The following is a 23,347-nucleotide window of genomic DNA, read 5'->3' on the forward strand; positions in this document are numbered from 1 at the left end:
TGAAGGCATGACTACCCCCGCCTCTGTTCCGGCCCGCGCGACAGTGCTGGTGTTCCTCGATCCCGCGTTTGAGAAGGGCCGCGTCGCCGACTCGTCCAAGCCGCAGCTGATGGCCACCGACCAGGGTGCCACCCGCGGCGACGGCGTTTTCGAGTCGCTGCTGGTGGTGGGGGGACGCCCGCGCAAGCTGCAGGCCCACCTGACCCGGCTGGCCGGCTCGGCGCGCGCGCTGGAGTTGGACATCCCGGCGGAGGACGCCTGGCGGCGCGCGATCGAGACCGCGGTCAGCGAATACCGCGGCCGGGCCGCCACGGCGGTCGGAGCCGCCGGCGACGGGGCCGGCGGAGCGGACGAGGTCGTGGTGAAGCTGCTCGCCAGCCGCGGCGTGGAGGGCGCGGCCACGCCGACGTGCTGGGTGCAGGCCTCGCCGCCGCCGGAAGCCGGCCGCCGGCAGCGCGAGACCGGCATCGACGTCATCCTGCTGGACCGCGGCTACGACAGCGAGGTGGGCGAACGCGCCCCGTGGCTGCTGCTGGGCGCCAAGACCCTGTCCTACGCGGTCAACATGGCGGCGCTCCGGTACGCCCACCACCAGGGCGCGGACGACGTCATCTTCACCTCCGCCGACGGCCGGGTCCTGGAGGGCCCGACGTCGACCGTGCTGCTGGCGCACCTGGAGACCAGCGACGACGGCGCGGGCGGCGTCCGCACCGTGCGCCGGCTGATCACCCCGCAGCTGGACAGCGGAATCCTCCCGGGCACCTCGCAGGGCGCCCTGTTCACCGCGGCCAAGGCCGCCGGGTGGGAGCTCGGCTACGGCCCGCTGGTACCTGCCGATCTGTACGACGCCGACGCCGTCTGGCTCATCTCAAGCATCCGGCTCCTCGCCCCGGTGAACCACATCGACGGCAAGGAGATCGGCACCCCCGAACTGCGGCGGCAGCTCACGGCCGAGCTCAACGAACTGTTCGCCACGATCGAGTAGGAGCCGGCCGGTCCCGGGTGATGCTGCTCCGCCCCCGGAAAGGTGCCATGCCAGCGTCCGCGTGACTTAACATGACGACGCCGCCGGTGCCGCCGGCGTCGTAAGTGCTACGTTTTTGGGGAGTAATGAGACCCGGCGCCAAGCCCTGACTGGCCGGTCGGCAACCCTCCCTTTCGCGGCGGGGTGCCTCAGGTGAATACTCGGCATATCGACCATTCGAGCTGCAAGCGTGAAAGTAAGGAGATCCGTCGTGCCCGACGCATCCGCACCCGCTGTGCCCGCCACAGCCCCCGCCCAATCCCCCGCCGCACCCGGACCCGCCGAGGAAAGACTGGCGTACCGGCTGTTCACCGGGCCCGATGACCGCAGCTTCTGCGAGCGCGTTTCGGCCGCCCTGGCCGAGGGCTACGTCCTGCACGGCAGCCCCTCCGCCACCTTCAACGGCAGCACCGTGATCGTGGCCCAGGCCGTCGTGCTGCCGGCCGCGATCGCGAGCGCCGACGCCGCCGTCGCCAACGCGGTGGATGAGCTCGACGGCGCCGAGTTCACCGGCGAGGGCCACGCATGAGTTACGCCGGAGACCTGAGCCCGCAGGAAGCCTGGGCCAAGGTCGGGGCGGGCGCCATCCTGGTGGACGTCCGCACCGAGGCGGAATGGTCGCAGATCGGCGTCCCGGTCACCGGGGCCGGCACCGAAGACCGGCAGGATCCGCTGTTCGTCCAGTGGACCCTGGCCGGCGGAGCCCCCAACCCGCACTTCCTGGAGCAACTGCAGCGGCAACTCCAGCGGCAACTGCGGCAGCACGCGCCTGGCGCCACGGCGGCCGAGCTCATCTTCCTGTGCCGTTCCGGCGCCCGCTCGGTCGCCGCCGCGAACGCCGCCACGGCGGCCGGCTTCACCGCCTACAACGTCCTCGAGGGCTTCGAAGGCGAACCGGGCCCGACCGGCGCCCGGACCGTGAACGGCTGGAAGAACCACGGCCTGCCGACCAACCTGGAAAGCACTAAGTGAGCTTCAATCCCGATGCCCAGGGCTGGAGCCCGGACACCCAGGCCGTCCGCGGCGGACTCGACCGCACCGGGTTCCAGGAAACCACCGAACCGATCTTCCTGAACTCGGGCTTCGTCTACGAATCCGCCGCCGCGGCTGAGCGCGCCTTCACCGGCGAGGACGAACGGTTTGTCTATTCCCGCTACGGCAACCCCTCGGTGGCCACCTTCCAGGAACGCCTCCGGCTGTTGGAGGGAACCGAGGCGTGCTTTGCGACGGCGTCGGGCATGTCTGCGGTGTTCACCGCTCTCGGGGCATTGCTGGGGGCCGGCGACCGCGTGGTCGCCGCCCGCTCGCTCTTCGGATCCTGCTTCGTCATCCTCAATGAGATCCTGCCGCGCTGGGGCGTGGAGACAGTCTTCGTGGACGGCCCGGACCTCGAGCAGTGGCGGTCGGCGCTGGCCGTGCCGACGACGGCCGTGTTCTTCGAATCTCCCTCGAACCCCATGCAGGAAATTGTGGACATCGCCGCCGTGAGCGAACTGGCGCACGCCGCCGGTGCGACCGTGGTGGTGGACAACGTCTTCGCCACTCCCCTGCTGCAGCGGTGCGGGGAGCTGGGCGCGGACGTGGTCGTGTACTCCGGCACCAAGCACATCGATGGCCAGGGCCGGGTGCTCGGCGGCGCGATCCTGGGCACCCGGGAATTCATCGAGGGCCCGGTCAAGCAGCTCATGCGCCACACCGGCCCGGCATTGTCCGCCTTCAACGCCTGGGTGCTGAGTAAGGGACTGGAGACGATGGCCCTGCGGGTGAACCACTCGTCCGCCTCGGCGCTTCGGCTGGCCGAATGGCTGGAGGCCCAGCCCGCGGTCAGCTGGGTTAAGTACCCGCTGCTGCCGTCCCACCCGCAGTACGAGCTGGCCGCCAGGCAGATGAAAGCCGGCGGCACGGTGTTGACTCTGGAGCTTTCGCCCTCGCCCGGCCGCTCCGCCAAGGAAGCCGCGTTCGCGCTGCTGGACGCGTTGCGGATCATCGATATTTCCAACAACCTCGGTGATTCAAAGTCCCTGATCACGCATCCGGCCACCACCACGCACCGCGCCATGGGCCCGGAGGGGCGCGCGGCTATCGGGCTGAGCGACGGCGTCGTGCGGCTCTCGGTGGGGCTGGAAGACGTCGAGGACCTGATCCGCGACCTCGGGCAGGCGCTCAAGCAGGTCTAGCCCCGGCGCACCCGCGAAAGCACGGGGGCCGGTTCTGACATTCCCTCGGCGTCCGCACCGTGCATCGTGACCCGCACGGCATGGGCGACGACGGCGGCCAGGCCGGCGTCGTCGGAGGGGGTGTCCAGCCCCGGAGCGCAGAGCGCCTGGCGCTGCAACTGCGAGCCCGTGCCGTGCGCCAGGACGCGGTCCACGCCGCGGCGCACCAGGTCCAGCTCCCCTTGCTCCGCTAGGACGGGGGCCACGAAGTCGACCAGGGCGTGCGCCACCTCGCCGGCGGGAGCGGGACGGAAGCTGCCGAAGTCCAGCAGCTCGCCGCGCAGCCCGCAGTTGCTGGCCTGCCACGCGGCCATTTTTAGCAGGACCGTCGGCACCGGGGCCGGATCCACACCGTCGCGCCACTCCCGGCTGGCGGACTCCACGAGGGCGCGCACCAGCACCGCGATCAGCGCCGCGTCCTCCGCCCGCAGGCAGACATCCGCGACCCGGACCTCCACAGTGGGGTGGTGCCGGGCCAGCCGGGCATCAAAATAGATCATCCCTTCGTCGAACAGCACCCCGCTTTCCAGCAGCCTCGTGACCACCCGCCGGTAGACCGGAAGGCTCCCAAATATCATGGAGGGCCCCGCCGCCGGCCAGCGGTTCCAGGCCTGGGTGCGGTAGCTTTCGAAGCCGGTCTCCGTCCCGTTCCAAAAGGGTGAGTTGGCGCTGAGCGCGATCAGCACCGCCAGTTTGTCCCGGATCCGGTCGAGGACGGCGACGCCCTCCTCCGGGGACTCGATGAAGGTATGGACGTGGAAGCCGCACGTCAGCTGCTCCTGCACCGTAAGGCCGAAGCGCTTCTGCATGGTGGCGTACCGCGGGTTGGGCGTCGTGTGGGTGGCAGCTGCCAGCGGCGATGTGGCCAGGGCTGCCACCCGGGCTCCGTGCATCCGGGCTACGCGGCCCGCGAAAGCCCGGGACTGCCTGATTTGCTGGAGCAGCGCGCTGTGGTCAAGGCAGGGCACGGTCTGGGTCTCGATCTGCTCCAGCTTGAGCTCGAAACTGAAGCCCGAGTCATCGTGGTTCGGATCCGCGGCAGACGCCGCGGCCGCTGCCGCGGTGGCGGGTTTCAGTCCGCGCAACAGTGCGTCGGCCAGTGCCAGCGGGACCCCGGTAACGGGATCCACGATCAGCAGTTCCTCCTCTACGCCAAAGGTGCGCATGCAACCATTGTGCGTCAGCACCCGCCCCGGCGCGCTACCCCAAAATCGCCGCTCAGACGATTCAGTCCTGGAAATACTCGATCTTGGCGCCGATGGTGTTAAGCCGCTCGGCCAGGTCCTCGTAGCCGCGTTCGATCACGTAAATGTTGCGCAGCTCTGACACGCCCCGCGCGGCGAGCATGGCCAGCAGCAGGCAGGCAGCCGGGCGCAGGGCCGGCGGGCAGCCGACTTCCGCGGCCCGCCACTTGGTGGGCCCGTTGACGTAGATCCGGTGCGGATCCAGCAGCTGGACCTGGGCGCCCAGCTTGTTCAGCTCGGTCAGGTAGATGGCCCGGTTCTCGTAGACCCAGTCATGGATCATCGTCTGGCCGTGGGCGTTGGCGGCGATGACGGCGAAGAACGGCAGGTTGTCGATGTTCAGGCCGGGGAACGGCATCGGGTGGATCTTGTCCGTTGGCGCCCGCAGCTCGGAGGGTTTGGTGGTGACGTCCACCAGTCGGGTGCGGCCGTTGCGGGCAAGATACTCCGCGGATACCTCCAGCCGCTGGCCCATCTGCTCGAGGGTCGCCAGTTCGATCTCCATGAACTCGATCGGGACGCGGCGGATCGTGACTTCGGAGTTGGTCACGATGCCGGCGGTGATCAGGCTCATCGCCTCGATCGGGTCCTCGGACGGGAAATACTCGATGTCTGCGTCGATCGACGGGCGGCCGACGATCTTCAGCGTCGTGGTTCCCACGCCGTCGATCTCCACGCCCAGCATCTGCAGGTAGAAGCAGAGGTCCTGGACCATGTAGTTTGGGCTGGCGTTGCGAATGATGGTGGTGCCGCGGCGGTGGGCGGCGGCCATGATGGCGTTTTCGGTCACGGTGTCGCCGCGCTCGCTCAGGACGAAGGAACGGTCGTGGCCGTCTGCGGGCGGTGCCTGCACGCTGTAGAAGCCGGACTTCGCCTCGACGCTGAGGCCGAACTGGCGCAGGGCCTGCATGTGCGGCTCCACGGTGCGGGTGCCAAGGTCGCAGCCACCGGCGTAGGGCAGCCGGTATTCGCTGGACTCATCGAGCAACGGGCCGAGGAGCATGATGACGCTGCGGGTGCGGCGGGCGGCCTCGACGTCCATCGAGTCGAGGTCCAGCACGGCCGGTCGGCGGATCTGCAGGTCGTTCGCGTCGAGCCAGGTGCACTCGACGCCGATGCTGGTCAGGACCTCCACGATCCGGTTGACCTCTTCGATCCGGGCCAGCCGCCGCAGGACGGTGGTGCCGCGGTTGATGAGACTCGCGCACAGCAGCGCGACGCCGGCGTTCTTGCTGCTGTTGACGTCCACGGCGCCGGAGAGCGTGCGGCCGCCCTCCACCCGCAGGTGGGTCATCTGCGGCCGGCCGACTTTGACGATGGCGCGGCCGAAAATGGATTCGAGCCGCTCAATCATTTTCAGGCTCAGGTTCTGCTTGCCCTGCTCCATCCGGGCGATGGCGCTCTGGCTGGTTCCCAGCTCGGCCGCGAGCTGTCCCTGGGTCCAGCCCTTCTCGCCGCGGGCGTCCCGGAGTACGGCGCCGACATATTCAGCAGTCTGTTGAGTCATATGCAATAAATATCACGGATGAGCTATTTTGACGGGCCAAATCCCCAGAACTGCAATAAAGCTCACAGAATATCCATCTCGTGCGATATGTAGCGGCTACTGCTGGCCGAGGAACACCATGTTCCACGTCCCGGCAGCGACGGCTGCGGCCACGGCGGCACCTGAGATCAGCAGGCCCCCGAGAACCACCCACGCGTCCAGCCGGCTGAACGTCGCCTTCCGGGCCCAGGTCCGCTGCGCGCCGCCAAAGCCCCGTGCTTCCATGGTCACGGCGAGCCGGGAGGCGCGGCGGACGGCCTGGACCATCAACCCGAAGCTTTGCCCCAGCGTGGCCCTGAGCCGCTGCACCGGGTTTCCGTGCGAGCCGACACCGCGGGCTCGCCGGGCCATGCCGATGGTCTGCCATTCCTCGGCCATGAGCCCCACCAGCCGCATCGCGGCCAGGGTGCCGAGCACGAAACGGTGCGGCAGCTTCGCCTGCTGCGCCAGGGCGTCGGCCAGGTCCGTGGGGTCGGTGCAGCTCATCAGCAGCACCGCCGGTAGCGCGATCGCGAGGCCGCGCAGCAGGAAGCCCAGCCCGAGCTGCAGCGAGCCCTCGCTGATGGACCAGACGCCGACGTCGAGCAGTATCCTGCCGTGGTCCGGGGCCAGGATCGCGGTGCTCCAGCCGCCCACGGCGGCCGCGAGGATCAGCGGCCAGCCGCGCTGCCAGAGCAGGGCCAGGGTCAGGCCCGCCAGCGGGAACAGCAGCAGTTCGAAGGCGAGCGCCACGGACGCGGACACCCAGTCGATGGACAGCGCCAGCGCGACCGTGATGAGCACGACGCCGGAGAATTTCGCCAGCGGGTTGGCGCGGGTCAGCAGAGCGTGGTTTCCGCGCAGGGTCAGGGCGTCCCTCATGGCGCCGCCACCCCCGGATTCGTCCTGCCGGGTAGTCCCGGCGCGCCCGACTGCGGTGCGCCGAGCTTCAGCTCGGTGCCGCCCAGGACCTCGCTGAACTCCGCGTCGTGGGTCACCGAGACCACCGCGGTCCCGGCGTCGAGAAGCTCGGAGAGGAAGGAGGCCAGTTCCGCCCAGGTGTTGGCGTCCTGGCCGAAGGTGGGTTCGTCCAGCACCAGCACCTGCGGGTGGGCAGCCAGCACGGTGGCCACGGAGAGCCGCCGTTTCTCGCCGCCGGAGAGCGTGTAGGGGTTGGCATCCACGAGCTCGCGGAGCCGGAGCCGTTCCAGCAGCTCCTCGACCCGTTCTTCGCCGCGGCCCAGCTGACGGGGACCGAACATCAGTTCGTCCAGCACCCTGCCGGTGACGAACTGGTGCTCGGGTTCCTGGAACACCGTGCCGATCCTGGCGATCAACTGCTGGGCCCTCCATTTGTACGGATCGATGCCTGCGCCGGCGCTCAGCTCGGTGGTGGCGGACACCGCGCCGGAGACCGGGGAGAGCAGGCCTGCCAGGGTCAGGGCGAAGGTCGACTTCCCGGAACCGTTGGGGCCGGTGACGGTCAACGCCTGGCCGGACCGGACCCGGGCCGTGATGCCGGACTGCACCGGGACGGGTGTTACCGTGCTGAAGCCCCGCAGCAAACCGGTGCGGCGGGGCCGTTCGCGGGACACGGCCAGTTCCTCTGCGGCCAGCAGCAGCTGGCCGGCCCCGGCGTCCCCTTCCGGTCCTGTTCGGCCGCGGCGGGCCCGGGTGGCGGGCACATGGCCCGGCACCCAGACGCCGGCGGAGATGAGCATGTCCCGCGCCTGCTCCAGGACCAGGTCCGGGGGCCCGTCCAGCAGCACGGCGGAGTCCGTGGCGGATCCGGGCTGCAGCACGACGATCCGGTCCACAAGGTCTTTCCAGACAGCAACCCGGTGCTCCACCACCACCAGGGTGGCCCCGGTCTTGTCCAGGCACCGTCCCACGGCGTCGCGGACCTCCAGGACACCGGCCGGGTCAAGGTTGGCGGTGGGCTCATCGAGGAGCAGCAGCCCGGGCCGCATCGCGAGGATCCCGGCGAGCGCCAGCCGTTGCTTCTGGCCTCCGGAGAGCGACGACGTCGGGTGATGCAGCGGCAGGCCGCCCAGCCCGACGTCGTCGAGCGCCTCCCCCACCCGCCGCCAGATGTCCGCCGGGGGGACCGAGAGGTTTTCGGCCCCGAAGGCCACGTCGTCGCCGAGCCGCGACAGCACCACCTGGGTCTCCGGGTCCTGCTGCATCAGCCCGGCCCGCCCGCGCCGGGCCCTGGGCGGGGCTCCGTCGATCAGCAGGCTGCCGGTCTCATCGGAGTCCTCGGCATCAGCGGAAGCAGCAGCGGACGCGGCTGCCGCAGTGCTGTCCCCCAGCACACCGGCCAGGGCGTGCAACAGCGTGGACTTGCCGGCGCCGGACGGGCCCAGCAACAGCACGCGCTCGCCCGGACGGATGTCCAGGTCCAGGCCGCTCACGGCGGGCCGGGCCCGGCCGGCGTGCCGCCAGCCCCAGCCGCGGGCGCTGACCGCGGCCGGGCGTACGTCGTCGACAGACCTCATGCGTGTGCGGGCATCAGGAGAAGACGGGTTCCGATGCCGCCTTGCGGGACCCGAACGAGGCCAGCACCCCGGTCTTGGCCAGGCCGCGGGTGGCGAGCCAGGACAGTCCCCCGGCAATCACCGCTCCGGAGATGGCGCAGAAGATGATGTAGGCGAGCTTGTCACCGGTTTCGTACGCGATGTTCCAGCCCCAGGGCAGGAAGGAGTCGTTCAGGCCGCAGAACAGGCCCGCACCGGCACCGGCCAGCAGGGACACCGGAAGGTTGAACTTCTTGTACAGGAACGCGGCAAAGATGAGTTCGGCGCCCAGGCCCTGCAGGATGCCGGAGATCAGCACGGTGGTGCCGTACTGCGAGCCCATGATCAGCTCGCCGGTGGCGGCCACCGCTTCGCAGAACAGCGCCGCCCCGGGCTTGCGGATAACGAGCATGCCCAGCACCGCCGGGATCATCCAGCCGCCGGCGTAGAGCCCGGTCAGCGGCGGGTAGACCGCGTTGAGCGGGACGGAAACAAGGTTGGAACCCTGGGACCAGGCCCAGAAAATCACACCGCCGGCAACAGCGATCAACGCGGCCACCACAATGTCGACCACGCGCCAGCTGTATTTGCCGGTGGTCAGTGTCTGCTTCGCAGAAATGTCAGTCATATCGTCCTCCTGAGGAACAGGAGGGGAGGGTGCTCCGGCGGCACCGCGGCCTTCGCCACGGGTGCCGGGCACCCTGAGAACTCGACTCCCTTGCGCCGGTACTAACCGGATCAGGTTCGAGGGTCTGCGGCTGTCCGCACTCTCAGCGCCCACCTACGGTTACCTTGGATTTCTCCAGTGATGCCCGACGGCGGCGCTCCCCTGTCGTATCTAAATCGCCCTTGTGGGCTGGCTCAGTTTACACCCGGCGGCACTCCCAAGTGACTCGCAGTCGTTGTCGTTTTGAGGGCTCATAACGGCAACAACTGCGAGTCAGTTGGGCTTGCGCGGCGGCGGCCACCTAACGGAAGCTGAGTCCCATGACCGACGCACCAGTGCCTTCCCCCGAGTACGACCCGGACTCCGCGGAACCACAGCCGCCGGGATCCCTGGCCGCGCTCATCGGCCGCATCCTGGCCGAAATCGACGAACTGCAGTTCCGGTCCTTCAGCAAGGACGACGCGCTGGACCTGGGCCTCCTCCTGGTCCAACTCGGCCGCCAGCGCTCCTACCCGATCGCCATCGACATCAGCAAGGGCGATCAGGTCCTCTTCCACGCCGCACTGGAGGGCGCCACCCCGGACAATGAGCGCTGGATCAAGGCCAAACAGCGCACCGCGGTGCGGTATGAAGTCCCGTCGCTGCTGGTGGGCCTGCGGGCGCGTGCTGCCGGTCAGAGGATCGAGGACAACGCCTGGTTCGACCAGCGGGAGTTTGCAGCCCACGGCGGCTCGTTCCCCATCTACCTGCGCGGAACCGGGGTGGTAGGCACCGTCACGGTGTCGGGGCTGCCGCAGAAGGACGACCACGAGCTGGTGGTCGAGGCACTGACCGAAATCCTCGGCCGCCCGGGGACGCTAGGCTAGGGGAAGCCCTGTTTCCTCCCGCAAGGAGTACGAAGTATGAACATCTTCATCAAACTGCTTGGCACCGGCGTCAGCCTCCTCGCCGGCTTCGTCGGCACCAAGGTAGTCGACACCGTCTGGGAAAAGACCACCGGCAACAAACCGCCCAAGGGCCACGACGACGACGTCCCCACCACCCTGCGCCAGGCCCTGACCTTCGCCCTCATTTCGGCCTCGGTCAGCGCCATCATCCAGGTCCTCGCCAACCGCGGCACGCAGCGGGCGATCACCCGCTTCGCCAAGACCCAGGACCTGGTCTAAGCCATATCGCCGCCGGCGGCGTTACTCGTCGTCGTCGTCCGTGAATCCGCGCTTGCCGGCCGCCTGCTGCACCACGGCTTCCAGCTCGTCGGCGCTCAGCAGCTCGGGGTGCAGGTGCTTGGTGCGGTAGCCGGCGCGGCCAACCATGTGGGCGGAGACCGGCACTGTGAGCAGCTGGAAGATCCACGCGACCACCAGCACCGGCCACACCCACCAGGTGCGCAGCTGCAGCCCCACGGCGCAGAGCAGCAGGAAAAGCCCCAGCACCTGCGGCTTGGTCGCGGCGTGCATCCGGCTCATGAGGTCGGGGAACCGCAGCAGGCCGATGGCCGCGCCGAGGGACATCAGCGCCCCGACCACCATGAACACAGCCGAGACGGTGTCGATTACGGCGTCGGCGGAAATCGTGTCAGGACTCATTGGGCTGCTTCCTCCGGTCGGCCACGAATCGGGCCACCGTCACCGAACCGACAAAGCCGATGATCGAGATGGACACCAGCAGCATCAGGTTGTTCAGGTGCCGGTTCACGGCCATGTCGATGCACAGCGCCGCGCCTAGGATGGCCAGCAGCACGTCGGCGGCCAGCACCCGGTCCAGCAGCGAGGGCCCCCGCGCGATGCGGATGATCGCGCCGGCCGCGGCGAGCGACAGCACGACCGCGGTAATGGTCAAAACCAGCGGCATCACGCCCCGGCCTCCTGCTTCAGTGCGGACAGTTCGGCCCTGGTGCCCATGATCCGGATCAGCCCGGCCTCGGTGTCGCGGACCTCCTTGCGGAGCTTGGCCGCGTCCTCGGCGTCTCGGACATTGATGCCGTGGATGTAGAGCGTGGACGTGGACCTGTCCACCTCCACCACCACGGACCCCGGGATCAGGGAGATGACGTGTCCCGTGGCGGTCACCAGCAGGTCTGAATGGCTGCGGAGCGGGACGGCTATGACGGCGCTGATCACCCGCGGACCACGGACCACGGCCAGGTACAGGACCTGGAAGCTGGCCGCCACGACCTTGGCCAGGAAGACCAGCGCGAACGGCACGGCGCGCAGCACGTTGAAGCGGCCCCCCAGTTCCACCGGCGGCAGGTAGAACAGCCGGGCCACCACCACCGCGATCAGGGCGCCGAAGAGCAGGTTTCCGGCGCTGAAGTCCTGCCACAGGGCGCCCCAGACAATAACGAGCCAGACCAGCAGCGGCAGCTCCTGGCGCAGCGAGACCCTCTTCCGTGTCATTTGCCGCCCTCCTGCCGCATCGGCTGGGCGATTACCGGAACCGGCGCCTCGTCCCCAAGCACGGCCTGGATATAGGCGGACCGGTTCAGCATCTCCCCGGCGGACTGGTCCGCCACCCGGAAGAGCGGCCCGGCAAACACCGTCAGCGCCACCCCGAACAGCACCAGGCCCAGAGTGGAGCCCACCATGGTCCGCGGCAGCAGGGTCACGTTCTGCTGGCCCGCGCGGTGGCCGGTGGCCGCGTCGGCGGGGGCGGCGAGCAGCACGGGATCGGGATGTTCGGCGTCCTCGGGCTTGCGCCAGAAGGCGCGGTTCCAGACGCGTGCGATGGCCAGCAGGGTCAGCAGGCTGGTCAGCACGCCGCCGGCCACGAGTGCGTAGGCCAGCGGGGTGCCGAGGGCGACGCCGGCCTGCAGGAGGCCCAGTTTGCCGAGGAACCCGGAGAACGGCGGGATCCCGGCCAGGTTCATGGCCGGCACGAAGAACAGCACCGCCAGCAGCGGCGAGAGCTTGGCCAGCCCGGCGATCCGGTCCACCGAGGAACTCCCGGCGCGGCGCTCGATCAGGCCGGTCACGAGGAACAGGCTGGTCTGGATGGTGATGTGGTGCGCCACGTAGAACACCGCGGCCCCCAGCCCCGCCACGGACGACATCGCCAGGCCGAACACCATGTAACCGATGTGGCTGACCAGGGTGAAGGAGAGCAGTCGCTTGATGTCGCTCTGCGCCAGGGCGCCCAGGATCCCCACCACCATGGTCAGCAGGGCAGCGACCATCAGCGGGGTGTTGAACGTGTCCCCCGGGAAGAGCAGGGTCTCGGTCCGGACCATGGCGTAGACCCCCACCTTGGTGAGCAGGCCAGCAAACACGGCGGTGACCGGGGCGGGGGCCGTCGGATACGAGTCCGGGAGCCAGAAACTCAGCGGGAACACGGCGGCCTTGATGCCGAACGCCACGAGCAGCAGCACGTGCAGCAGGTTCCGGGTGCCCTGGTCCAGATCCATCAGCTTGATGGCAAGGTCCGCCATGTTGATGGTTCCGGTGGCGCCGTAGATCATGGCGATCGCGATCAGGAACAGCACCGAGGAGACCACCGAGACCACCACGTACGTCACACCCGCGCGGATCCGCGGACCCGTCCCGCCCAGGGTCATCAGCACGTAGCTGGCGGTCAGCAGGATCTCGAAGCCCACGTAGAGGTTGAAGAGATCACCGGAGAGGAACGCGTTGGACACGCCCGCCACCAGGATCAGGTAGGTGGGGTGGAAGATCGAGACGGGCGCGTCGCGGTCGCCGTCGGCCATGCCCTGCCCGGTGGCGTAGACCAGCACGGCAAGGCTGACGGTCGAGGACACCACCAGCATGAGCGAGGAGAACTGGTCCACCACCATCACGATGCCCCAGGGCGGCAGCCAGCCGCCGATGTTGACCGCCGCCGTGCCGCCCTGCCAGACGGAGGCCAGCAGCAGGCATTCGAGCAGTAGCGTCAGCGAGAGGAGGGCGATGCTAACGGTCCGTTGCGCCCGTGGTTGCCGGATCAGCAGGAAGGTCAGGGCGGCCCCCAGGATGGGGAGGACGACGGCGAGCGGGGCAAAGCTTGCGATGTTCACTTGGTCCCTCCTTCCGGGCCGGGCGTGATGTTGCGGGATCCGGGTTGTTCCTCGGCGGCGGCGTCCATGGCCGGCATCCGGCGGGCGCCCGCCTGCACGGTCTCCGTCGGGTCGGGTCCCCCCGCAGCGTCCGTCGGATCGGCCGCCACGAGAGGGAACTCCGAGGTCTCCGCCGGGATGACGGCGTCGTCCTCGGCGTCGAAGCTGGGGGTCTCGGCCACCCGGCGGTCCTCGGCGTCGTCCTGGATTTCGTCCTGCCGGGCCAGCACCCAGGTGCGGTAGATGATGCCCAGCATGAAGGCCGTGACGGCGAAGGAGATCACGATCGAGGTCAGGATCAGCGCCTGCGGGAGCGGGTCGCTGTAGTCGCCGGCGGCCGTGTCTTTGTTGAACAGCGGTGCGAGGCCCGCATAGCCGCCAGTGGCCAGGATCAGCAGGTTGGTGGCGTTGGCCAGCAGCATCAGGCCCAGCAGGACCCGGGTGAGGCTGCGTTCCAGGATCAAATAGATGCCGCAGGCGTAGAGGGCTCCCATGACCGTCAGCAGGGTCAGATTGACGCTCATGCGCTCCCCTTGGCGGTGGTTTCGGCCGGGACGCCGTCGGCTTCCCGGTCGTCGGACGGCTCCGCGGGTTCTGCCGCGGGCTGTTCCTCGAAATGTTCGTCGATTTCCGCGCCGAGGCTGCGGAGCACGTCCAGCGCCAGGCCGACAACGACGATGTAGACGCCGATGTCGAAGATGGTGGAGGTGACGAACTTGATGTCGCCGAAGACCGGCAGCCAGAGTTCGATCACGGCACTTTGGAAGACCTGGCCGCCAAGCAGCAGCGGCGCGACGCCGGACGCCGCGGCCGTCGCGAGCCCGATCCCCAGCAGGGCGCCGGCGCTGACCGGGGTGGCCTCGCGCAGCTCAAAGCGGCCCCCGGCGAGGTAGCGGATGGTGAGGGCGAGCCCGGCCGTGAGCCCGCCGGCGAAACCGCCGCCGGGAAGGTTGTGTCCGGCGAGCAGCAGGTAGATGGAGAAGACGATCATCGAATGGAAGATCAGCCGGGTGACGACTTCAAAAATGATCGACCGCCGCTCCGGGGCCATGGTCCGTCCCGCCACTAGCCACGCGTCGCGAGTCGACGCGGCAAACCGCCGGCTCAAGGCCAGCGCCGCGTTGTCCCTGGTATGGGCGGGCTGATGCGTCCGGCGGCCGACGGTTCCTTCCGCCACGGACGACGAGGGCCCGATGCGGTCGCCGCGGCCGCGGACGAAGATCAGGCTGGCGACGCCGGTGGCGGCGAGCGCCAGCACGGAGATCTCGCCAAAGGTGTCCCAGGCCCGGATGTCCACGAGGGTGACGTTGACGACGTTCAGTCCCCCGCCGCCCTCGTAGGCCAGGCGCGGGAACTCCAGCGAAACCGGAGTGGCGACCCGGGAGCTGAGGGCATAGATCGCTACGAAGACCATGGTGAGGCCGAACGCCGCGCCGATGATCACCCGGGTCACCCGGTACTTACCGCCGGTGCGGTCCCGCAGCTCCGCCGGCAGGCTCCGCATGGCGAGGACGAAGGCCACCAGGATGATGGTTTCCACCAGCATCTGGGTCAGGGCCAGGTCCGGGGCGCCCTGGAGCGCGAACATCAAGGCGATGCCGTAGCCGGTGACCGACACCATCAGCACGGCCAGGAAGCGCTTGTTGGCCCGGACCGCGGCGAGTGCGCCGATCACGATGCCGGCGCCCGCGACGAGCTGCAGCGGCGAACCGGGGTCGATGAAGTACAGGCCGCCGGGCAGCGGCTTGTTGGCCAGCAGCATCGCCGTGAGCGGCAGGACGAAGGCCACCGTCAGGATGACGGCCAGGTAGAAGAAGAGTGAGCCTCGCTGGGTGCGGCCGGTGACCCAGACGGCGACGTCGTCGAGGGCGCCGATGGTGCGCTGGTAGCTGCGGTCGCCGTCGATCCAGCCGGGCACCAGCGCCTGCGCGCGGGAAACGGCGTTGCGTCCGTAGAACATCGCCAGTCCAAGGGCGAACGTGATCGCGGTCAGGCCCAGCGCCGGGGTGAACCCGTGCCACAGCGCGAGGTGCCCGGCGGCGTCGGGATCCACACCACCGGCTTCGGCGTGGCCGGCGAAAAGCGCCGCGTACGGCTGGATCCAGGCGTCCACCGGCGCCGGCCACACGCCGTAGAGGAGGGTCAGCAGGCTCAGCACGGCGGGGGCGGCAAGGAATGCCGGCTTGACGGCCTTGAAACGGGTGGCCGGCACGCCGGATTTGACCGCGAAGGCGCCCCACATGAAACGTGCGCTGTAGGCGAAGGTCAGGATGGAGCCCAGCACCAGGCCGACCAGGATAACCAAACCCCACGGCCCGGTCCCGGCGTGATGCACGAAGGCCTCGAAGACGGATTCTTTTGCCACGAAACCTGCCAGCGGCGGCACTCCGGCCATCGACGCGGCACCGATCGCAGCCACCACGGCCAGGGCGCGGGAGGACCGGTAAACCCCGGAGAGCTTGCGGATGTCGCGGGTCCCCGCCTGGTGGTCGATGATGCCGACCACGAGGAACAGCGTGGCCTTGAAGAGGCCGTGGGCCAGCAGCAGAGCGAGGCCGGCGAGCGCCGCATCGGGCTTGCCGAGCCCCACCACCATGGTCAGGAAGCCGAGCTGGCTGACCGTGCCGTAGGCGAGGATGAGCTTGATGTCCGTCTGGCGCAGGGCCCGGTAACCGCCCACCAGCATGGTGGCCAGGCCGAGGCCCAGCACCAGCGGGAGCCAGTACGCCGTCTCGGCGAACCCGGGGGCAAGCCGCGCCACGAGGTAGATGCCCGCCTTCACCATGGCGGCGGCGTGCAGGTACGCGCTCACCGGCGTCGGCGCGGCCATCGCCCCGGGGAGCCAGAAGTGGAACGGGACCAGCGCGGACTTGGTGATCGCGCCCACCAGGACCAGCACGACGGCGGCCGCCACGGCGGCCGCGGCCGGTCCCGTCACCAGCTCGGGCGCCATCTGCAGGATGGTCGAGATCCGGTAGGTACCCGCGGTTGAGCCCAGCATGATCAGGCCCACCAGCATGGCCAGGCCGCCTGCAGTGGTCACCACCAACGCCTGCAGCGCCGAGCGACGGGCCGACAACCTCGTGCGGGCGTAGCCGATCAGCAGGTAGGACAGGACCGTGGTGAGTTCCCAGAAAATAAACATCAGGAGCAGGTCGTCGGCGGTGACCAGGCCGAACATGGCCCCGGCAAACGCCAGCAGTTGGGCTCCGAAGCCGCCGAGGTGGCTGTCCTTGTCCTTGAAGTACCGGGCACAGTAGACCAGGACCAGCGCACCGACACCCAGGACCAGCAGGGACATGACCCAGGCCAGGGCATCCATCCGGAACGCCAGCTCCAGCCGGAGGTCCGGAATCCACGGGAGGGTCACCGCGGTGGACCCGGCGTATGAATACACCGCGCCGTGCTGGAGGAGCAGCCAGACGAACGAGCCTGCGGGCACCGCGGCCAGCGCGAAGAACGCGTTCCTGCCCAGCCTGCGGAAGAGGAACGGCGCCACAGCAGCCACCGCGAAGTGCACGGCAAGGACTGTGATCACTGGTATCTCCGCAACGTCAGGAATTCGATTGTCAAAAAGTTGGAGCAGGCGGGGCAATTGGTTAGGTTCGGTGCGGCTAGTTTACCAAGCGTGCACAAATTGTTTTTACGGTGACGTGCGCGGAGGACGGCGACCATTGGAGCCGCGGTTCCACCGGCCCGGCAACGAAGACCCGGCGTTGCCTAGCCGTTTCTCCGCCGGCGGTCCGCCGCGGACGGCTAACATTCAGGCTATGAACTCCGCCACCGCCCCCGAGGCCATGCGTCCGGCCTCGGAACTCGAGTCCGGCAGCCATGCCACCGGCAAGGGCCGGGTCGTGGCCTGGGCCGCCTGGGACTGGGGCTCCGCGGCCTTCAATGCGGTCATGACCACCTTCGTCTTCACCGTCTACCTGACCTCCAAGGCCTTCGGCGGCGAAGACGAAGCCTCGGCGGTCCTCGGCTCCGCCCTGGCCATCGCCGGGGCGGCCATCGCCCTGCTGGCCCCGGTCACCGGCCAGCGTTCGGACAGCGGAGGCCGCCGCAAGCTGTGGCTGGGGGTCAACACGGCCGCCGTCGCGCTGCTGACGGGGCTCTGCTTCTTTGTCTTCCCGCGTCCCGAATTCCTGCTCCTCGGGGTGACCCTGATCGCGCTTGGCAACGTGTTCTTCGAATTCGCCGGCGTCAATTACAACGCCATGCTCGCCCAGATCTCCACGCCCGCGAACATCGGCAAGATCAGCGGCTTCGGCTGGGCCTCTGGCTACCTCGGCGGCATTGTCGCGTTGCTGATCGTGCTCCAGCTCTTCGTCCAGCCCAGCTTCGAGTGGTTCGGGGCATCCACCGAGGAGAGCCTGAACATCCGTCTCGTGGCGGTGTTCTCCGCGCTCTGGTTCCTGGTCTTCGCGATTCCGGTGATGCTCGCAGTCCCGGAAGTGCCCAAGGCCCGGCAGTCCGGTCTGGGGTTCTTCGCCTCCTACAGCCTGCTCGTGCGCCGCATCCGCGCCATCTACCGGACAAGCCCGCACACCATTTACTTCCTGCTGGCCAGCGCCATCTTCCGCGACGGGCTGGCCGCGGTGTTCACCTTTGGCGGGATCATCGCCGCCGGCACCTTCGGCTTCGAACTCAAGCAGGTCATCTTCTTCGCCATCTTCGGCAACGTTGTGGCCGCGGTTGGCGCGCTGCTGGGCGGTTTGCTGGACGACCGGGTAGGGCCCAAGGCGGTCATCATCGGTTCGCTGATCGGCCTGCTGATCGCGGGCAGCGTGCTCCTGGCGCTGGGGAACGGGAACTATTCCTTCTTCGGCATGGACTGGGCCGGAAGCACGACGTTCTGGGTGTTCGGCCTGTTCCTGTGCCTCTTCGTGGGTCCGGCCCAGTCCTCGTCCCGCGCCTACCTGGCCCGGCTCGCGCCGCACGGTGAATCGGGCGAGCTCTTCGGCCTCTACGCCACCACCGGCCGGGCCGTCAGCTTCCTGGCGCCGGCGCTCTTCACCCTGTGCATCGCGGTCGCGACGCCCCTGGTTGCGCCCGGCGAAGCGCAGCGCTGGGGCATCCTCGGCATCATGGTCGTCCTGCTGGCCGGGCTGCTGGTGATGCTGCCCGTCAAGCCGCCGGGCAGAACCGAAATCGCCGTCGTGCCGGGGGCCTGAACCCGCCCCAAAACTCCGCCGGGACACTAGGCTGGAGGCATGAACGTGGATGAGACAGACCTTCCCGGCCTGGGCCGGCGCAAGGACTTCATGACCGCCTCGGGACGCCGGATCGGCGTCGTCGAGTACCGCGAAGGCCAGACCGAGCTGATCGTCTCGACCTGGGACGACCCGGACACCTGCCAGGCCTCCATCCCGCTGACCGCCGACGAGGCCGCCGCCCTCGGCAACCTTCTGGGCGGACAGCGCCTTGCCATGCAGCTGTCCGAAGCGCACCGGGAGGTCCCCGGGATCGTCACCCGGCAGTTCTCCATCGCCGCGGATTCCCCCTTCCAGAACCAGCCCATGGGCAAAGCCTGCATCCGGACCCGCAGCGGCGCCTCGATCGTGGCCATCATGCGCGAGGGCGAAGTCCTCCCCTCGCCGGGCCCCGACGTCGTCCTGCACCCCGGCGACCTCCTCGTCGCCGTCGGCACGCAAGAAGGCCTGGACACGGCAGCCAGCATCCTGCGCAACGGATAAGCGGCATGGATCCGCTCGCCCTGACCCTCATCGAACTGGGGGCCGTCGTGTTCTGTCTTGGCCTGCTGGCCAGACTGGCCGGGCGGATCGGCATGTCCCCCATTCCGCTTTACCTCGTCGGCGGCCTGTTCTTCGGGGCCGGCGGTCTGGTCAAGCTGGAAGGGATGCACGAGTTTGCCCATCTCTCCAGTGAAATCGGCGTCATCCTCCTTCTGCTTATGCTCGGGTTGGAATATACGGCGGCCGAGCTGGTGACAGGCCTGCGGCGGTCCTGGCAGGCCGGCGTCCTGGACCTGGTGCTGAACTTCCTGCCGGGGGCGGGCCTGGCACTGCTCCTGGGCTGGGGGCTGGTGGGGGCGATGGTGATGGGCGGTGTCACTTACATTTCCTCGTCCGGGATCGCCGCGAAAGTCATCACGGACCTCGGCCGGATCGGTAACCGCGAGACACCCGTGATCCTGTCCATCCTGGTCTTCGAGGACCTGGCCATGGCCGTCTACCTGCCAATCCTGACGGCCACGCTCGCCGGAGTCAGTTTCCTGGTGGGGCTGCAGACGGTGGGGATCTCCCTCGCCGTCGTCACCCTGGTGCTGGTGGTCGCCTTGCGGCACGGCCACCACGTGTCCAAGGCCGTCCACAGCGAAAACTCCGAGGTGTTCCTGCTCAACCTGCTAGGGGCCGCGCTGTTGGTCGCGGGACTGGCCGCCGCCATGCAGGTCTCCGCCGCCGTCGGCGCCTTCATGCTCGGGATCGCGATCTCCGGAGCCACCGCGCACAGCGCCACACGGATCCTTGAACCCCTGCGCGACCTTTTCGCCGCGATCTTCTTCGTGGTCTTTGGCCTCAACACGGACCCGACGTCCATCCCGCCCGTGCTTGGCTGGGCCCTGGTCCTGGCCGTCCTGACGGCGGCCACCAAGATGATCACCGGAATCTGGGCAGCCAAGCGGGCCGGCATCGCCCTGCCGGGCCGCTTCCGTGCCGGGGCGGCCCTGATCGCCCGCGGAGAATTCTCCATCGTGATCGCCGGGCTCGCGGTGGCTTCCGGCGTGGTGCCCAGGGAGCTCGCTGCCCTGGCCACCGCCTATGTGTTGATCATGGCCGTGATGGGTCCGCTGGCTGCCCGCTTCGTGGAGCCGATCGTGCGGACGCTGCGCCGCCCGGCCAGGCGCACTGCCCTCCCGGTCCGGCCCGCAGGCTAGGACCCTTCCGGCCCGCCTAGATCTCGGTGCGGTGGAAGTTCAGGTGGCTGCGGCTTGCCGTCGGGCCGCGCTGGCCCTGATAGCGGTTGCCATACTCGCCGGAACCATACGGGTGTTCGGCGGCCGAGGACAGCCGGAAGAAGCAGAGCTGCCCGATTTTCATGCCCGGCCAGAGCTTGATCGGCAGGGTGGCCATGTTGGAGAGCTCCAGTGTGACGTGTCCGGAAAATCCGGGGTCGATGAACCCCGCCGTCGAATGCGTCAGCAGGCCAAGGCGGCCCAGCGAGGACTTACCCTCGAGCCGCGCCGCAATATCGTCCGGCAGCGTGACGGTCTCGTAGGTGGAGCCCAGCACGAACTCGCCCGGGTGCAGGATGAACGGCTCGCCCGCGTCAACCTCCACCAGGCGGGTCAGCTCGGGCTGGTCCTCGGCAGGGTCAATATGCGCGTACTTGTGGTTATCGAAAAGCCGGAAAAAGCGGTCAATCCGCACGTCCACCGACGACGGTTGAACCATGTCAGGGTCGAACGGCTCCAGCACAATCCGCTGGGAGTCGATTTCGGTACGAATGTCGCGGTCAGAGATCAGCACAGGATCAAAAATACCCCAGTAATTGCCGGCTGGTCCGCGTGGGGCAAGTGTTACTCCCGTGAGGCCCTATGCGGCGGCCCGCTGGTGCTCCAGCACGGCCTTGAGCCGCTCGAGCTGCGCGACCTGCGCCTTCATGGCCCGGCGCACCCTTGGATACATCAGTACCCCGGCGCCGGGCGGCCGGTACCGGAGGGCGAAGCGGACGCGGGTGCTGCCGCCCTCTGTGCTCAGGTAGTAGCCGCCGTGCGGACGCGCCGGTCCGGCAATGACCTGGAACTGGATCTCGGCTCCGGGCCGGGTCGCGGTGAGTTCGAAGTCGGCAACCGCCGGCCGCCCCGTGCCGGCAAAGACCGGGCGGTAGACCGCCCCCATCGATCCCGCTGCGCCGGAAATGAGTTCAACACCGCTGATCCCGTCCCGCCAGGACGCCAGGTTCCGGGGATCCAGCAGGAAGTTGTAAACGCTCATCGCGTCGCGTTGGATCACGACTTCGTACTCGGCAAAGGCCACGGAAATCCTCGTTCGGCGGACGGCTAATGGACGTAGCCCGTTCCCCGGAGACTGCAGCTAACCCCTTCAGGGTACCCAGCAGGGCCCGGCACACCACCCCTGCGCGGCAGGCCTTTACCGAAGAGTTACCGACGGAGTTGGTGTCCGGGCATCACGGTGGGGCCGGTCCCGGCTGCGTAGCCGATGCGAAAAGTCATCGCCCCTCAGTACGCGCCGACGGGGCTGCGCATGGCCCTGAAAGTCCTCCACATGATGATGAGGTCGCCGGTGAGGGACCAGTTCTCCACGTAGTACAGATCCAACCGGACGCTCTCCTCCCACGGAAGAGTGGAACGGCCATTAACCTGCCACAGTCCGGTGATTCCAGGCTTGATGAGCAGCCGGCGGTTGGTGAACTTCTCATACCGTTCAACTTCCGATGGCAGCGGCGGCCGAGGGCCGACCAAGCTCATCTCACCGGTCAGTACGTTCCAGAACTGCGGGAGCTCATCCAAGGAGTACTTGCGCATCCAGCGTCCGCACCTGGTGACCCGCGGATCGTTCCGGATTTTGAACAGCAGTCCGGATCCTTCGTTGAGTTCCCGCACGGACTCCAGGTCCTTTTCGGCGGTTTGGACCATCGATCGGAACTTCAGCATGTAGAAAGGCTCGCCGTTTCTGCCTGCCCTCAACTGGCGGAAGAAGATGGGGCCGGCGCTGTCCCGCTTGACGATGATGGCGAGAACCAGCATGAGCGGCGACAGCACCAGCAATGCCAGCGACGCGACGGCGATGTCGATGACGCGCTTGAGAACGTGCTTGCCGCCCGCATATTGGGGAAGCTCGACGTGCACGAGCGGCAATCCATCAACCGGACGCCAGTGGATTCGCGGACCGGCAACGTTGGTGAGGGTGGAAGCCAGGACGAGTTCCGTCGCCGTCGCCTCCAGCTTCCATCCCAGCTCCCGGATGTACTTGCTGCCACCGGGTACCCGTCCCGCGACGATGACCGCGTCCGCGCCCGCGACTTCTACCATCCTCGACACGTCCGCCAGGGTGGACACCACCGGGATCCGGTACCAAGGCGACCGGAGCTCGGTGGACTTCTCCAGGGTCGGCAACCCCACGCCGGAAATTTCGTAGCCGGCGGTAGGGTTCTTTTCGATCTGGTTGATGACGTACTCGACGTCGCTCCGGTCTCCGATCACTATCACCCGCGACAGGTACTTGCCTTCCGCCCTCTTGCGGTTCAACCACCGGCGCCAGAGCCAGCGGTTGCCGGTAAGCAGCAGGAGCCCCAGGGGCAACGCCACAGCGAAGTAGCCGCGAACCACTTCAAAGCGGAAGAAAACCATCGCAATGGCCAGGGCGCCGAACAGCTTGAGCGTGGCCTGTGCAACTCTCTTGTATTCGGCTCCGCCGACGCCAAACGTCCGGCAATCGCGGGTGTGGTAAATCTCGAGGGAAGCGATCCAGGCAACAAGGAGCAGTGTGGAGACCACCAGATATTTCGCTTCAAATTCCGCCCCGGCCGAGGTTGTTGCCTCGGAGCCGAACCTGAACACGTAAGCCGACGCCACCGCGACGGCAATGGCTGCCCCGTCGGTGATTCGAAGGCGGTTGGCGAAGTTCCTCCACCGAAGTGAGACCGCCCTCCTGGAGGCCGCCATGTCAATCCGGGATTCGTCGTCCCACACCGAGTGCTGCGGCCTCGCCGAAGCCAACTTGCGCTGCGGGATGCTCGCTGGGGCGGCCAACCGGGCCGCTGCGTGCAAAGGCCGGCGGTGTTTGAGTTCGCTCATGACCGCCGCCGCGCGGAGCCGGAAGCCTCTTCAGCCCTTTGAGCGGGGGGCTGGACATTGTCAAAGCCAGAGCCCCGCCATTTGCCTATATCCAATAGTCGGACAACAGGAACAGGGATAAGCGCTCCACGAACCATGATGAGACCTTCTAGCGACTAGGGGTTGGCTGCGATCTCCCCTAGTCAAGTGGATGGTCTTGGGGGGCACACGAGTGTGGGCTACCTCTTTTTGCCTTCTGACCACGCGACAGTGGAGGCAGGTATACGCGCATCTGAGATGGGTCTACCCGTTGAAATTCGAGTCCGTCCTGAATTGGCAAAGCGAGGTGTCCG

At 68.1% G+C, this 23,347-nt stretch carries 23 protein-coding genes and 2 riboswitches; of the genes, 9 read left to right on the top strand and 14 right to left on the bottom strand.

Going from position 1 to position 23,347, the window contains the following annotated elements; translation table 11 throughout:
* Positions 1 to 7: 7 nt before the first annotated feature.
* The 4 genes from AC1DBL_RS04285 to AC1DBL_RS04300 all read left to right on the top strand — a co-directional run bounded on the left by AC1DBL_RS04285 (position 8) and on the right by AC1DBL_RS04300 (position 3,201).
* Positions 8 to 985 (top strand): aminodeoxychorismate lyase, encoded by a 978-nt coding sequence (locus AC1DBL_RS04285; protein ID WP_476891894.1) that lies wholly within the window; start codon positions 8 to 10, stop codon positions 983 to 985.
* Between the two features lie 121 nt (positions 986 to 1,106).
* A riboswitch (SAM riboswitch) is annotated at positions 1,107 to 1,221 on the top strand.
* Positions 1,222 to 1,235: 14 nt separating this feature from the next.
* Positions 1,236 to 1,553, top strand: coding sequence for a DUF1737 domain-containing protein (locus AC1DBL_RS04290; protein ID WP_441416585.1), 318 nt, complete (start codon positions 1,236 to 1,238; stop codon positions 1,551 to 1,553).
* Positions 1,550 to 1,996: a rhodanese-like domain-containing protein gene (locus tag AC1DBL_RS04295; RefSeq protein ID WP_476891893.1), complete on the top strand. Its 447-nt coding sequence runs from the start codon at positions 1,550 to 1,552 to the stop codon at positions 1,994 to 1,996. The genes AC1DBL_RS04290 and AC1DBL_RS04295 overlap by 4 nt, the downstream gene beginning before the upstream one ends.
* Positions 1,993 to 3,201 carry an O-succinylhomoserine sulfhydrylase gene (locus tag AC1DBL_RS04300; protein WP_476891892.1) on the top strand — a complete coding sequence of 403 codons (1,209 nt, stop codon included), beginning with the start codon at positions 1,993 to 1,995 and terminating at the stop codon, positions 3,199 to 3,201. Before AC1DBL_RS04295 ends, AC1DBL_RS04300 begins: the two co-directional genes overlap by 4 nt.
* Here the strand turns inward: AC1DBL_RS04300 and AC1DBL_RS04305 are convergent.
* From AC1DBL_RS04305 to AC1DBL_RS04325, 5 genes are all read right to left on the bottom strand, one after another.
* Positions 3,198 to 4,406, bottom strand: coding sequence for a glutamate--cysteine ligase 2 (locus tag AC1DBL_RS04305; protein WP_476891891.1), 1,209 nt, complete (start codon positions 4,404 to 4,406; stop codon positions 3,198 to 3,200). The genes AC1DBL_RS04300 and AC1DBL_RS04305 overlap by 4 nt on opposite strands.
* Positions 4,407 to 4,467: 61 nt before the next feature.
* Positions 4,468 to 5,991, bottom strand: a complete 1,524-nt coding sequence (locus tag AC1DBL_RS04310; protein ID WP_441416581.1) for a UDP-N-acetylglucosamine 1-carboxyvinyltransferase — start codon at positions 5,989 to 5,991, stop codon at positions 4,468 to 4,470.
* 96 nt (positions 5,992 to 6,087) lie between these two features.
* Positions 6,088 to 6,891 carry an energy-coupling factor transporter transmembrane component T family protein gene (locus AC1DBL_RS04315; RefSeq protein ID WP_476891890.1) on the bottom strand — a complete coding sequence of 268 codons (804 nt, stop codon included), beginning with the start codon at positions 6,889 to 6,891 and terminating at the stop codon, positions 6,088 to 6,090.
* Positions 6,888 to 8,507, bottom strand: a complete 1,620-nt coding sequence (locus AC1DBL_RS04320) for an ABC transporter ATP-binding protein (RefSeq protein WP_476891889.1) — start codon at positions 8,505 to 8,507, stop codon at positions 6,888 to 6,890. The genes AC1DBL_RS04315 and AC1DBL_RS04320 overlap by 4 nt, the downstream gene beginning before the upstream one ends.
* A 13-nt stretch (positions 8,508 to 8,520) precedes the next feature.
* Positions 8,521 to 9,153 (bottom strand): ECF transporter S component, encoded by a 633-nt coding sequence (locus AC1DBL_RS04325; protein WP_476891888.1) that lies wholly within the window; start codon positions 9,151 to 9,153, stop codon positions 8,521 to 8,523.
* 69 nt (positions 9,154 to 9,222) lie between these two features.
* Positions 9,223 to 9,366: riboswitch (TPP riboswitch) on the bottom strand.
* Positions 9,367 to 9,512: 146 nt separating this feature from the next.
* On the opposite strand from AC1DBL_RS04325, the gene AC1DBL_RS04330 reads away from it, so the two are divergent.
* The gene (locus AC1DBL_RS04330; protein ID WP_441416577.1) at positions 9,513 to 10,058 is read left to right on the top strand and encodes a heme-degrading domain-containing protein; all 546 of its coding nucleotides are present in this window, start codon (positions 9,513 to 9,515) and stop codon (positions 10,056 to 10,058) included.
* A 36-nt stretch (positions 10,059 to 10,094) separates the two neighbouring features.
* Positions 10,095 to 10,358 (top strand): DUF4235 domain-containing protein, encoded by a 264-nt coding sequence (locus AC1DBL_RS04335; protein WP_441416576.1) that lies wholly within the window; start codon positions 10,095 to 10,097, stop codon positions 10,356 to 10,358.
* 21 nt (positions 10,359 to 10,379) lie between these two features.
* Here the strand turns inward: AC1DBL_RS04335 and mnhG are convergent, their stop codons facing one another.
* Genes mnhG through AC1DBL_RS04365 form a run of 6 tightly spaced genes read right to left on the bottom strand, consistent with a single transcriptional unit; the run spans position 10,380 to position 16,775 of the window.
* Positions 10,380 to 10,778, bottom strand: a complete 399-nt coding sequence (gene mnhG / locus AC1DBL_RS04340) for a monovalent cation/H(+) antiporter subunit G (RefSeq protein ID WP_441416575.1) — start codon at positions 10,776 to 10,778, stop codon at positions 10,380 to 10,382.
* Complete coding sequence (locus AC1DBL_RS04345; protein ID WP_476925553.1) at positions 10,768 to 11,043, bottom strand: MrpF/PhaF family protein; 276 nt, start codon at positions 11,041 to 11,043, stop codon at positions 10,768 to 10,770. The genes mnhG and AC1DBL_RS04345 overlap by 11 nt, the downstream gene beginning before the upstream one ends.
* Positions 11,043 to 11,588 (bottom strand): Na+/H+ antiporter subunit E, encoded by a 546-nt coding sequence (locus tag AC1DBL_RS04350; RefSeq protein WP_441416574.1) that lies wholly within the window; start codon positions 11,586 to 11,588, stop codon positions 11,043 to 11,045. Before AC1DBL_RS04350 ends, AC1DBL_RS04345 begins: the two co-directional genes overlap by 1 nt.
* Positions 11,585 to 13,198: a Na+/H+ antiporter subunit D gene (locus tag AC1DBL_RS04355; RefSeq protein WP_476891887.1), complete on the bottom strand. Its 1,614-nt coding sequence runs from the start codon at positions 13,196 to 13,198 to the stop codon at positions 11,585 to 11,587. The genes AC1DBL_RS04350 and AC1DBL_RS04355 overlap by 4 nt, the downstream gene beginning before the upstream one ends.
* Positions 13,195 to 13,761: a Na(+)/H(+) antiporter subunit C gene (locus tag AC1DBL_RS04360; protein WP_476909211.1), complete on the bottom strand. Its 567-nt coding sequence runs from the start codon at positions 13,759 to 13,761 to the stop codon at positions 13,195 to 13,197. The genes AC1DBL_RS04355 and AC1DBL_RS04360 overlap by 4 nt, the downstream gene beginning before the upstream one ends.
* Entirely contained in the window at positions 13,758 to 16,775 is a 3,018-nt protein-coding gene (locus AC1DBL_RS04365; protein ID WP_476925530.1) for a Na+/H+ antiporter subunit A, read from the bottom strand. Before AC1DBL_RS04365 ends, AC1DBL_RS04360 begins: the two co-directional genes overlap by 4 nt.
* A 232-nt stretch (positions 16,776 to 17,007) precedes the next feature.
* Here AC1DBL_RS04365 and AC1DBL_RS04370 point away from each other — a divergent pair, with 232 nt between their 5' ends.
* Genes AC1DBL_RS04370 through AC1DBL_RS04380 form a run of 3 tightly spaced genes read left to right on the top strand, consistent with a single transcriptional unit; the run spans position 17,008 to position 20,132 of the window.
* A complete protein-coding gene (locus AC1DBL_RS04370) occupies positions 17,008 to 18,408 on the top strand; it encodes an MFS transporter (RefSeq protein WP_441416570.1) in 1,401 nt (466 codons plus the stop codon).
* A 39-nt stretch (positions 18,409 to 18,447) separates the two neighbouring features.
* Positions 18,448 to 18,930, top strand: coding sequence for a cation:proton antiporter regulatory subunit (locus AC1DBL_RS04375; RefSeq protein WP_175322308.1), 483 nt, complete (start codon positions 18,448 to 18,450; stop codon positions 18,928 to 18,930).
* 5 nt (positions 18,931 to 18,935) lie between these two features.
* On the top strand, positions 18,936 to 20,132 hold the full coding sequence (locus tag AC1DBL_RS04380) for a cation:proton antiporter (RefSeq protein WP_476909208.1): 1,197 nt from the start codon (positions 18,936 to 18,938) through the stop codon (positions 20,130 to 20,132).
* Between the two features lie 16 nt (positions 20,133 to 20,148).
* On the opposite strand, the gene dcd is transcribed toward AC1DBL_RS04380, so the two are convergent.
* The 3 genes from dcd to AC1DBL_RS04395 form a co-directional block, all read right to left on the bottom strand.
* Entirely contained in the window at positions 20,149 to 20,724 is a 576-nt protein-coding gene (gene dcd, locus AC1DBL_RS04385) for a dCTP deaminase (protein ID WP_441416567.1), read from the bottom strand.
* Positions 20,725 to 20,790: 66 nt separating this feature from the next.
* Entirely contained in the window at positions 20,791 to 21,234 is a 444-nt protein-coding gene (locus AC1DBL_RS04390; protein WP_441416566.1) for an SRPBCC family protein, read from the bottom strand.
* A 203-nt stretch (positions 21,235 to 21,437) separates the two neighbouring features.
* The gene (locus AC1DBL_RS04395; RefSeq protein WP_476909207.1) at positions 21,438 to 23,015 is read right to left on the bottom strand and encodes a sugar transferase; all 1,578 of its coding nucleotides are present in this window, start codon (positions 23,013 to 23,015) and stop codon (positions 21,438 to 21,440) included.
* Between the last annotated feature and the right edge of the window lie 332 nt (positions 23,016 to 23,347).

Source organism: Arthrobacter sp. 10T44, from assembly GCF_056393885.1.